This window comes from Cytobacillus oceanisediminis (genome assembly GCF_022811925.1).
GTDB lineage: Bacteria > Bacillota > Bacilli > Bacillales > Cytobacillaceae > Cytobacillus > Cytobacillus oceanisediminis_D.
Map to the genome: position 1 here is coordinate 4106382 of NZ_CP065511.1, position 11817 is coordinate 4118198.

Consider the following 11817-nt stretch of genomic DNA (forward strand, 5'->3'; position numbering starts at 1 on the left):
CCTGTAGGTTTCCTCCATGCATGACAAAACTAGAAGTGATTCGTCAAAGAAAGTACTTATTTGCATGGCAGCAACATGGTTTCGACAGCCACCGGAAGAATGAAAATAACGACATTGAACAAACTAATTAACGGAGGTGTAATGTAATGGCAAAAAAAGAAAAACAAAATAAATCACAGCCAAAAAAGCTGGAAGAAACTAAAACAGGCTATGGCAATAAGAAGCTTGAAGGCCCTGACCGCCCTTCAACTTAAAAGAACAAAGGCGGAAGCGCCTTGATCAGCCCCGATAGGCAAAAGACGAATCACGCAGGAAATCCTGATTTCTGGAGTGATTTGGCTTATGACCCGAGGGGCTAGGCGCTGGAGCTGGATGCAGATATTTTTTCATCAAAGTTATTCACATTGTTATATTTTATAAATTCATAGACATTGTAAAAAGCAAGGGATCCCTTGCTTTTTCCCAATTCCGCTAACAAAGCAAGCGAAATAATTTGCCCAGCTTCGCAGCAGTATGAAGCTGTTTCTGCTTATGCAAATACCATTTTGTAATATGGACAGGGTGTTTTAGGACAACCGATTCTGATGCCCATTTACTCTTTATGCGTTTTTTTTCAGACCAATCATTAAATTGATGAATGTGATGTGTGATTATCGGGTATGTACAGCGTAGGAAAGGGCTGGTTCTCCGTATTCTTCCCTTAAAGTATTTCTCATAATCATGCCTTGAACCAGTATGAATCGTGCCCGAAGCAAATTCATACACGTCCTCATAATAGCTGGTGTCAAATAAGATTTCTGCCAGCCGTTTTCCAAGATCAATTCTTTTGGACACCGAGCGGAAACCATTTACACTTGCCCCGTATAATTCCCCTTTACAAGTAGGGAAGATTACAGAACTAAAATGAAGATAGTCCTGAAAGGAAAAAAGCAAAGTATGAAAAACTTTACTCTTATAAATTTCATGCTCCATCACAGGCTCTTGAATAACATTTTGTTCATTGATAATCAGTGAAATCATTAACCTCTTTTTATTTCTATTTTTCCAGAAATATAGCCACTCCTGTTCCATAAATGCCGATACACGAAAAATTTTTAATAAATGAAACATTGGCCTATTTATTTTCGTCGAATAATGATAGAGGAGCAATTGTGGAAATGCATCCTGAAAAATCAGCCAATTGGCCCTTTCATATGTAACATAAAGCATGTCCCGCAATTTCTTTCCAATCAATTTAGGAAAACAGCTTCCTTCAAGATCACACATATTCCAGCCGGCATTTCGAGACACCATGGAGGCAAGAAACGCCCAGCGTATCTCAGGATGCTTTTTATAAAACCGGAAATATGCTTCCGTTCTTGAAATATTGTCCAGGTTATATTTTGCTGTCATCTTCATAATATGATCCATTATTGCCTGTTCCTTTTTCTCATGGCTGTTCAAAAATTTCCCAGGAAGAAACATCTCATTTCACCTCAGAAACTGATTGGTCTATATTTAGCCAGCAGGCAGACATGCCAAATGACTCTGTAACACGAATAAAACCGGAAAATAATGCTCAAATGGAGTTTCCTATATACTTTGTTATTTAGAACTTTTTATTCAGCCAAATCATGCTTACTTTTGTTATTATAGGGAGGAGTTTAAAACGAGGTGAATGCATGAATTTCCATTATCCTAATGGCAGGAGATATACTCCATCTGCTAATAGCGCCAATAAATTAACACCAGAGAAGAAATGGACGTACAGCAATCGTGGAATGACACTGGAGGAAGATATAAATGAAACCAATGAATTCTATCTGGAACATGGAATAGCCACTATTCATAAAAAGCCTACTCCTGTTCAAATCGTCCAGGTCGATTATCCAAAGAGAAGTGCGGCCGTTATTAAAGAAGCATATTTCAAACAAGCTTCAACAACCGATTATAATGGTGTGTATAAAGGGAGATATATTGATTTTGAAGCAAAAGAAACTCAGAACACGACCTCCTTTCCTTTAAAGAATTTTCATGAACACCAGGTGAAGCACATGGAGAAGGTATTAGCCCAGCAAGGGATTTGTTTTGTTCTTCTCCGCTTCTCTGCTACCGAAGAAGTTTTCCTTTTAGAGGCACATCATTTGCTCTCATACTGGGAGAGAATGAAGGATGGGGGAAGAAAATCAATTACCAAGGGTGAAATCGAAATGCATGGCCATCACATTCCGCTTGGATTTCAGCCCAGAATTGACTATATTAAGATAATAGATTATCTTTATACCCTTAAATAAGTTTTTTTACAGTTCCATTGTCAAGAAAGGATGAACATAGATATGACTGAAAAATATCAATCAAGAGAGGAGCGCCGCAAACAGCAATCCAAGCCTAAAAAGAAGGGCGGGAAAAAAGGCACAGGCACTTTTAAACGTATTTTTCTTATTTTAATTGCCCTCGGAATTGCTGGAATGCTTATAGGAGCAGGCGCTTTTGCTTTTATGGTGAAAGACGCACCAAAACTTGATGAAAAATTGCTGAAGGATCCTATTTCTTCACAGATTTACGATATGGAGGGCGAATTCATTACAGATGTAGGCTCCGAAAACCGTGATTATGTCGCTTATGAAGATATACCAAAACTAGTGGAAGACGCCTTTTTGGCAACTGAGGATGTCCGCTTTTACAAACATAATGGCATGGACTTAATACGATTAGGCGGTGCAGTAATTGCCAACGTAACTCGCGGATTTGGTTCGGAAGGGGCAAGTACGATTACCCAGCAGGTGGTAAAGAACTCCTTCTTAAATAATGAAAAAACGCTGAGCAGGAAAGCTCAGGAAGCCTGGCTCGCCTTCCAGCTTGAGCGCAAGTATACAAAACAGGAAATCTTTGAAATGTATGTAAACAAGATTTATATGTCTGAAGGCCATGGAGTGCTGACGGCATCGAAAATTTTCTTTGGAAAAGAATTAGATGAGCTTGAGCTGCATGAAGCGGCCCTTCTGGCAGGTATGCCGCAAAGCCCGAACAATTATAATCCGTTTAAACATCCTGATCAAGCAGAAAAACGGAGAAATATAGTTCTTTCTCTTATGAATCAGCATGGTTTTATTACTAAAGAAGAAATGAAAGCAGCTCAAAAAGTTCCTGTGGAATCTACACTTGTGGCTGAGGAGAAAAGAGAAACAAACGAATCAAAATATGATTCTTTCATCGATGTTGTCTTGGATGAAGTAGAAAAGAAATACCCGGATCTTAATCCATATTCTGATGGATTAAAAATTTATACGACCCTGGATCCGAATGCACAGAAACACGTAGAAGACATCTTAAACACTGATGCAGCGGTAGCGTATCCAGATGACGAGTTCCAGGCGGGAATCACCCTGCTGGATACAAAAACTGGCGAAATCAGAGCAATTGGCGGAGGACGCAATCAGGAAGTAAAACGCGGATTTAATTTTGCCGTAGATCAAAAAAGACATGCTGGTTCAACTTTTAAACCTATTGTCGATTATGGACCAGCAATCGAGTATCTAAATTGGGGAACCTACCATACTATTGTTGACGAACCCCACACATATTCCGGCGGTACAAAAATCAATAACTGGGATGGAAAGCATATGGGCCCTATGTCGATGCGTGAAGCCCTTGCCCGTTCCCGTAATATCCCTGCCCTGAAAACACTTCAGGAAGTAGGAACTGATAAAGCTTTAGAATTTACCAATAAATTAGGCATCCCAATGGAAGAAATGTATGAGTCATATTCTATTGGCGCTTATGAGGTATCCTCTATGCAGGTAGCCGGCGCATACAGTGCATTTGGAAACAATGGCTTTTACACTGAGCCACATGCCATCAAGCAAATTGAAATGCGTGACGGCACAAAGCTTGATTTGAAACCTGAATCTGAAGTAGTAATGAAAGATTATACAGCATTTATGATCAGTGACATGCTGAAAAGTGCAGTTAAATCTTCTTATGGTACCGGCCGTCTGGCAGATGTTCCAGGATTGCCTGTAGCAGGAAAAACGGGGACTACAAACTACACCGATGAACAGGAACAGGAGTTTGGAATACCTAGAGGTGCTGTGCCTGATGCATGGTTTGCAGGATATACAACTAACTATACAGCGGCTGTCTGGACCGGCTATCAGGATAGAAAAAATTATATTCCTGCAGGCGATGAGCAAAAAATTGCTCAAAAACTTTTCAGCAGCTTAATGGCACATGTATCAGAAGGAAAAGAAACAGAAGACTTCAAGGTCCCTAATTCAGTTGAGAAAGTAGCCATTGAAAAAGGCAGCAATCCTGCCAAACTGGCAAGCCAATTCACGCCTAAGGACCAAATCATTTATGAGTATGCTGTAAAAGGCAATGCTCCGACACAAGTGTCTGAGAAGTTTGATAAACTGGACTCCCCTTCTGGCCTGTCAGCGAACTTTGACCAGGAGACAAATGAAATTACATTATCATGGGAATATCCAGAAGATGCAGAAGGCACTCAATTTGAAGTGACGGTATCCGTAAATGAAGGCGGAGATCAGCAGCTTAGCGTCACTTCTGAAAAAGGCTTAAAAATTGCCAACCCTCAGCCTGGAGCTGTGTATACCTTTAAAGTAACAGCATTTAACGGTGATCAGCAAAGTGATCCTGCTTCTGTAAAAGTAGAAATCCCTGATCCAAGCGTCATAGAAGAAGATGATACTGAAGGTGAAGGACAAGATGGAACTGGCGAAGAAGAACAGGAAGGTCAAGAAGGACAAAATGGTGAAGACGGCCAGGACGGAAACCAAGATGGCGACGGTTCTGGAAATGGTGATGGCGAAGGTTCCGGAGATGGCTCCGGAGATGGTGAAGGAGCCGGAAACGGTGAAGGTGATGGTGAAGGTACCGGAGATGGCGATACCGGTACCGGAGAAGGAAACGGAACGGGTACTGGAGGTACCGGCAGCGGCGGAAACGGCACTGGCAGCGGCTCTCCAGGCTCGAGCGGTTCTGGAAATGGATCTGGCACATAACTATATAGAAATGAAGAGCTGGCTCAGTGTTGAGTCAGCTCTTTTTTGTCTATGTGCTGATGAACTAGTCTCTAGCCATAGAAAAAAACGCCTATTCATTTAAAGGCGCTTTCTCTTTATTTTTTCCAATGCAAGCATCTTCATATATTGCTTTTCCATTTCAGTCATTAGTTCAGACAGCTGTATATAAGAATGATAAAAAGCCGGCCGTGCAAAAATGAAATTCAGCCGTTCTTTAAGGTTCACTGGCTTTATTGGCAATTCTCCAGGATCTGACTGAAGGTTTACCGGCTTGCTGTTTGCCCAAAACAATAGCTGTAAAAATACTCCCAAAGATATTTTCATTGGATCTAAGGCAGCCTTCTGGTTCCGGTTTGAGAAGTGCATATCCAAATGATGTTTCTGCCCTGCCCACTCCTTCATTAAAACCGGAATATATTTATCGCTGGTTTCCCAAGGCCTTACAGCAGGTATGCCCGCATAAAAAGCCGCTTCATATAAAAATGGCGGGAGAGGCTGATAAGCGGAAAGAGATCCTTCTTTTACAGCCAATGAATCATTCATTTTGTAAAACAGGGAATGGCATAATTGTTCTGTAACAGGAATGGCTATCTCCCCGGTCATTTTGCTTGCTTCACCTTCATTCGTTTTTTGCCTTCACGGCATAAATCCAGCAGAGGGCAAATCTCACATTGAGGATTCTGTGCCTTACAATGATATCTTCCAAAAAAGATCATACGATGATGAGTAATTGACCATTCATCCATCGGCACTTTCTTCATTAATGCCTTTTCAACTTCCAGTACAGAGTCCTTCCAGCGGCAGAAGGCAAGCCTTTTGCTTACTCGTTCAACATGAGTATCAACTGCAATGGCAGGCACTCCATAAGCCACTGAGACAACAACATTGGCAGTTTTGCGTCCTACTCCAGGAAGCTTTGTCAGCTCATCCCTGTCGCGCGGTACTACACCCTCATATTCATCCAGAAGCAATCTGCATAGCTTTTGGATATTTTTAGCTTTGTTGCGATAAAGACCAATAGAGCGGATATCCTCCTGCAGTTCCTCTATGGAAACATTGAGGTAATCCTGGGGAGTTTTATACTTTTGGAACAGGTTTCTTGTCACTTTGTTAACTAGTGCATCAGTACATTGTGCCGATAGTGCTACAGCTATAACCAGTTCAAATGGATTGGAATGATTTAATTCACAGTGTGCTTCCGGGAACATTTCCCCCATTGCATCAAGGCAGTATCTAATTTGTGCTTTATTTAACAAAGAAATCACCAACTTACTATCTTCAATATTTAGAGTGCTGCTTTAGCCTGCTTACTGTTCAAGCCAATTATAAAAGGGAACGGATTTCGTTGTCTGTGACGGTGTGTCTTCCCTCTTCGTTCTTTGCTGTGCTTGGTTCTGCCTGAATTTTTTACCATAGCTTTTAGCCTGTTCAATCGTTTTGATGCCGTTCTTTTTCCATTCAAAAAGAATCCTGTCTATATATCTGAAATTTAGTTTACCGGACAGGACAGATTCTCTTAATGCAGCTTTTATAATATGGGGATCATGGTGATCATCATCCATCCAAAGCGCAAGTGTTTCACATTCAAAAGGTGAAAGCGGCCTGCCGAATTCCCTTTCAAAGCAAGAATAAAGATCTGTTTCTTCCTGCTGAATCTTAACTGCTTCCTCTTTTTTGCCGCTGAGCAGAAACTGGTCAATAAGCTTCTCCCAAAGCGGATCAAGATGGTACCTTTCATATCGGATGCCATCAGCAGAATAGCTATCCTTGATATCAATAAAGCCTTTTTGGATTAGTTTTCTTAGCATATCCGTACATTCAGCCACTGAAATGGTCATACGGGAAGATAATTCTACAGGGGTGGGAAATTCATTCCCATGTTCAATATAGGAAATTACATGAAGAATTAAGACGAGTTCATGCTCATTCAAATTCATTTCTTTATATTGTGACAGCAGGACTCCAGGTATTGAAATATTTCCTTCCTGAAGCCATTTTAATAAACTATTTTTAGACATTCGGGACACCTCCTTCTAAGTATATCATGAACATAGTGGCCAAAGTGAGATGAAAAACCGGTAACTTTTCCATGAAATTCAGCCTGACTGTTTCTTCTGAAAGAACTAGCGGGAATCGAAAGAAGCAAAAAATCCGCGGTAGGCGGATTTTTGCTTTATCTATCAATTAATTTTAATTATGGATATAGACGGTTTAATAAACGAGGAAACGGAATTGTTTCACGTACATGCTCAACGCCGCTGATCCAGGCAACTGTTCTTTCAAGCCCAAGACCAAATCCGGAATGCGGCACTGAACCATATTGGCGAAGCTCAAGGTACCATTTGTAAGCATCCATATCTAATTTATGTTCATCAAGGCGCTGCTTGAGAAGGTCATAGTCATGAATACGCTCAGAGCCGCCGATGATTTCTCCATAACCTTCAGGTGCAATCAAGTCGGCACATAATACAACATCTTCTCTTGATGGATCCGGCTGCATATAGAACGGCTTCAGTGAAGTTGGATAGTGTGTGATAAAAACTGGCTTATCATAGCTTTCTGCAATTGCTGTCTCATGCGGTGCACCAAAGTCGTCTCCCCACTGGATATCATCAAAGCCTTTTTCCTGAAGAAACTTAATTGCTTCATCATACGTGATGCGTGGGAATGGAGCCGTAATTTTCTCAAGTTTCTCCGTATCACGGCCAAGTGTTTTGAGTTCAATTGAACAGTTCTTAAGAACAGATTGTACAATATGAGCTACATATTCTTCCTGTACTTTTAAGTTATCATCGAATTCACAGAAAGCCATTTCAGGTTCAATCATCCAAAATTCGATTAAATGACGGCGAGTTTTGGATTTTTCAGCACGGAAGGTCGGCCCGAATGAAAATACTTTTCCAAGAGCCATAGCAGCTGCTTCCATATAAAGCTGGCCGCTTTGTGATAAATAAGCATCTTCATCAAAATACTTTGTCGCAAAAAGTTCCGAAGTGCCTTCTGGGGCGCTTCCCGTCAGAATTGGCGGGTCAACCTTGGAAAAACCTTGCTCATTGAAAAACTCATAAGTTGCCCGGATAATTTCATTTCTGATTTTCATGACTGCATGCTGTCGGCGGGAGCGCAGCCATAAGTGGCGATTGTCCATCAGGAATTCAGTTCCATGTTCTTTAGGAGTAATCGGATAATCTACAGCCTGATGAATAACTTCCAGGCCTGTAACGAGCATTTCAAATCCAAAAGGTGAACGCTCATCCTTTTGAATCTTGCCAGTAACATAAACGGAAGATTCCTGAGTAACTGATTTCGCACCCTGGAAAATTTCTTCCGGCACTTCCGCTTTCACTACAACACCTTGAATAAAACCAGTCCCATCGCGCAGCTGCAAAAATGCAATCTTTCCGCTTGAGCGCTTGTTGGCAATCCAAGCTCCAATTGTAACTTCCTGATCAACATATTTATGAACTTGAGAAATTGTTGTTTTTATCAAATTATGTTCCCTCCAAAAAAATCTAAGCAATCACTTCTTATGTATCGCTATATATTATACCTTCAAGCACATTGACAAGCAATATTAGTAATATTTTAAGCGCTCTAAATAGATAGAAAATACAGAAGGAGGCCGGATATGATCCGGCGCTCCTGTTTCACATTACTTCATGTTCTTTTCCACAAACCCGTGCATCCGTTCCACGGCCTTTTCCAATAATTCAAGAGAAGTTGCATATGATAAACGGATATTATCCGGAGAGCCAAAACCAGAACCTGGAATTACTGCAACCATCGCTTCCTCGAGAAGCGCCTTCACAAATTCATCGACACTCGCAAATCCGGTCAATTCTGCTGCCTTTTTCACATTGGGAAACAGGTAAAATGCTCCTTGCGGTTTTACACATGTAAAGCCTGGAATGTTGATTAATTTATCATAGATAACATTTAATCGATGTTCGAATGCTTCTCTCATTTCTTCCAGTGTATCCTGTGGTCCGGCATATGCAGCGATTGAACCATATTGTGCTGTTGTTGTCGGGTTGGATGTGCTGTGGCTGGCAAGGTTGGTCATGGCCTTGATAATATTCTTATTACCTGCGGCATACCCAATTCTCCAGCCTGTCATGGAATGAGACTTGGATACTCCATTAATGATAATGGTTTGTTCTTTAAGCTCAGGTGAAAGTTCGGCAATCGAAGTATGCTGATGGCCTCCATATACCAGCTTTTCATATATCTCATCAGAAATGATAAGGACATTATGCTTTAAACAAACCTCGCCAAGCTCCTTTAATTCCTCCGCCGAATAAAGCATGCCCGTCGGGTTGCTTGGTGAGTTAATGATAACTGCCTTGGTTTTGTCAGTTATGCTTTTAGCCAGCTGTTCCGGGGTGATCTTAAAATCATTTTCTTCCCTTCCCTCTGTATAAACAGGAATTCCCCCAGCTAGTTTAACCTGTTCAGGATAGCTGACCCAATATGGAGTCGGGATAATGACTTCTTCCCCTTCATTCAGCAAAACTTGGAACAGTGTATATAAGCCATGCTTTGCACCATTGGTAACGATGATTTCTGAAGCGTCATAATCAAGTCCCTGGTCTTTTTTAAACTTGTTTGCGATTTCATTCTTTAATGCTGGAAGACCTGCCGAAGGCGTATATTTTGTATGTCCCTCATTCATGGATTTCACGGCAGCATCTATAATATGCTGTGGCGTATTAAAATCCGGCTCGCCTGCTCCCAATCCAATAACATCATGTCCCTGGGCTTTTAGCTCTTTTGCTTTAGCTGTGATTGCCAGAGTTGTTGATGGTGTCAATGCTTTTACTCTTTGTGCCAATTGAATCTCCATTGCTTGCTTCCTCCCGATTTTCTCCTGCACTAAGGCGGTGTATTGCCTCAGGCTATAGATTTTCAATTTTTTTTAGCCATTCTCCTGTTTTAAAATCTATATAATAATAATTTATTAAATCACTGCCGGAACGGTAATGAATTTCCCATAATGGAATATTTTTCTCCATTCCCAGCCGCACAGACATGATTTCAGCAGCATTTTTCTCCTGCTTAAGTCTGTTAATGGCTTCATTTCTGGAAATTCCATCAGATTGCTTCATTGTAACGATTTTCCCTTTTTTTTCTGGAACCCACACATATATGCTTGTCCCATCATGATCTTTGCCCTCGATGACATAGTAGGTCTCAGTGCCATGATATATATTGAAATCTTCAGTTTCAGCAAGATCAGTTTCCTTTTTCGCAAGCTCTACAGCCTTTGATTCTGCCGCTCTAACGGGCTTCATGCTGTTGAAATAAATTAAAGAGCCTGCTCCAATGCATATGACAAGCAGAATAATGATACCCCATATTGCTTTTTTCATGTCTCAATCACTCTTTTATGTACGATAAATCGTAAAAATCGCTTTATTTTGGTCTTCCTGATCAAGCGCCAAACCGAACATCAAGTCTTTTTCTTTTAAAGTTCTGTTCAGTGCATCAACAATTTTATACAGATCCGGGCTTTGCTGGATCTTCACGGTAGATAAAACCTCAATTTTGCTTTCCATTCTGGAATTCCTCCTCAGCCTCTACAATATTTGTAACTTATATACCCAGCCGTTAAGGTTAAACTAATTTTACAAAGAAATAAATCTCAGTAACAGTATAACAGCAGATTTGATTAACTGGTATTAAAACAACTACAAATTTTCTTCTGGTCCACCACGTCATGCTGCGCTGCAAGCGCAGCTTTTTCGTTTACCCTTTTCAGGGAGATGATGATTCTACCGATAATAATTAATAAAAAAATTAATTACCTTCACAAAATATCTCCCGGAGGGAATTTTCGTGAAGGTTTAAATTCCTGTTTATTTGAACTCCTCGCCCTGGAAAATCGTGAATAATTCATAGTTAATGTCTGTAAATTTGATGGTGACGGTTCCGTGCTTTCTTGTATAATATACATCAACCCAGGCATCATTTAACAGTCCGAACAGATCCGAATCACGTTTTATGGATGGTTTATAAAAAAGAATGGCGATTTGAGGATCCAAATGTTTGATCATCTCTTCTGATATGGAATCGCTCCTTCCAAACGCAGGAAGCTTTACAATATTAACATTTGATAACTCTTTTTCCATGAGAAAACCTTTAGATTTTGGACTAGTCGAGTTCATAAATAATACCCGATGCCTTGCGAATGTAAATGAAATATCCATTCCTTCCCCCGGTCCCTTACCTGCGTAAAGAACTTCCGCAAGCAATCCCGGGAAAAGCTGCTGCTTAAAATTCTGATACCAGGCATGCAGATTAAGATCACTTATTCCGTTCTCACCCTTCAACTCCGAAACAGCAGAATCATTCGCTATAATTTCTTTAACCCCGAAATCTTCAATCAGCCATTTAAGGCTGGCCATGTTATATAATTCCTCATCTGTCAGGATGATTGCTGAAATCCGATTAACGCCATATAATTCAAGAAGCTTTTTTAATTCTTCTTCTGTTCCTGGTCCGCCGGTGTTAATAAGGACTTTTTCGTCATTTCCATGATGAATTAAGGAAGCCTCACCATCAGATAAAGAAAAAAATGTAAAAGCCAGCTCATCACTTTTTAGTTTTAAGTCAATGCTTTCCACTTTAACAGGAACTGCTGGTGAATCTTTCGGTATGTAATACCAATTTGTGAACAGTAGCATAAAGGCGAACAGCACGTTCATCTTTCCATTCCTCCTACATATGAACAAAAGCAAACTGAGGATTTATAAATATAAAACCCAACAAATTTATAATGCGTTAATCATCTAAATTT

Annotated in this window: 11 protein-coding genes; 2 read left to right on the forward strand and 9 right to left on the reverse strand. The window is 40.5% G+C overall.

The window, feature by feature from the left end:
• Positions 1 to 471 precede the first annotated feature (471 nt).
• The gene (locus IRB79_RS20555; RefSeq protein WP_243504559.1) at positions 472 to 1464 is read right to left on the reverse strand and encodes a DUF2515 domain-containing protein; all 993 of its coding nucleotides are present in this window, start codon (positions 1462 to 1464) and stop codon (positions 472 to 474) included.
• 197 nt (positions 1465 to 1661) lie between these two features.
• Between IRB79_RS20555 and recU the strand changes: the two genes are divergently transcribed.
• Together recU and IRB79_RS20565 are read left to right on the forward strand one after the other, a co-directional pair.
• Positions 1662 to 2273: a Holliday junction resolvase RecU gene (gene recU / locus IRB79_RS20560; protein ID WP_243504560.1), complete on the forward strand. Its 612-nt coding sequence runs from the start codon at positions 1662 to 1664 to the stop codon at positions 2271 to 2273.
• A gap of 42 nt (positions 2274 to 2315) precedes the next feature.
• Entirely contained in the window at positions 2316 to 5000 is a 2685-nt protein-coding gene (locus tag IRB79_RS20565; protein ID WP_243504562.1) for a penicillin-binding protein 1A, read from the forward strand.
• Positions 5001 to 5099: 99 nt separating this feature from the next.
• Here the strand turns inward: IRB79_RS20565 and IRB79_RS20570 are convergent, their stop codons facing one another.
• The 8 genes from IRB79_RS20570 to IRB79_RS20605 all read right to left on the reverse strand — a co-directional run bounded on the left by IRB79_RS20570 (position 5100) and on the right by IRB79_RS20605 (position 11725).
• Positions 5100 to 5624: a YpoC family protein gene (locus tag IRB79_RS20570; protein WP_243504564.1), complete on the reverse strand. Its 525-nt coding sequence runs from the start codon at positions 5622 to 5624 to the stop codon at positions 5100 to 5102.
• Entirely contained in the window at positions 5621 to 6277 is a 657-nt protein-coding gene (gene nth, locus IRB79_RS20575; protein ID WP_243504566.1) for an endonuclease III, read from the reverse strand. Before nth ends, IRB79_RS20570 begins: the two co-directional genes overlap by 4 nt.
• 51 nt (positions 6278 to 6328) lie before the next feature.
• Entirely contained in the window at positions 6329 to 7039 is a 711-nt protein-coding gene (locus IRB79_RS20580; protein WP_243504567.1) for a DnaD domain-containing protein, read from the reverse strand.
• A gap of 176 nt (positions 7040 to 7215) precedes the next feature.
• Positions 7216 to 8508, reverse strand: a complete 1293-nt coding sequence (asnS, locus tag IRB79_RS20585; protein WP_157380205.1) for an asparagine--tRNA ligase — start codon at positions 8506 to 8508, stop codon at positions 7216 to 7218.
• A gap of 165 nt (positions 8509 to 8673) precedes the next feature.
• Positions 8674 to 9858 (reverse strand): pyridoxal phosphate-dependent aminotransferase, encoded by a 1185-nt coding sequence (locus tag IRB79_RS20590; RefSeq protein ID WP_243509583.1) that lies wholly within the window; start codon positions 9856 to 9858, stop codon positions 8674 to 8676.
• 58 nt (positions 9859 to 9916) lie between these two features.
• Positions 9917 to 10390, reverse strand: a complete 474-nt coding sequence (locus tag IRB79_RS20595; protein ID WP_243504569.1) for a cell wall elongation regulator TseB-like domain-containing protein — start codon at positions 10388 to 10390, stop codon at positions 9917 to 9919.
• Between the two features lie 15 nt (positions 10391 to 10405).
• Positions 10406 to 10576: a YpmA family protein gene (locus IRB79_RS20600; protein WP_009332715.1), complete on the reverse strand. Its 171-nt coding sequence runs from the start codon at positions 10574 to 10576 to the stop codon at positions 10406 to 10408.
• A 300-nt stretch (positions 10577 to 10876) separates the two neighbouring features.
• The gene (locus IRB79_RS20605) at positions 10877 to 11725 is read right to left on the reverse strand and encodes a ComEC/Rec2 family competence protein (protein WP_243504571.1); all 849 of its coding nucleotides are present in this window, start codon (positions 11723 to 11725) and stop codon (positions 10877 to 10879) included.
• Positions 11726 to 11817: the final 92 nt, after the last annotated feature.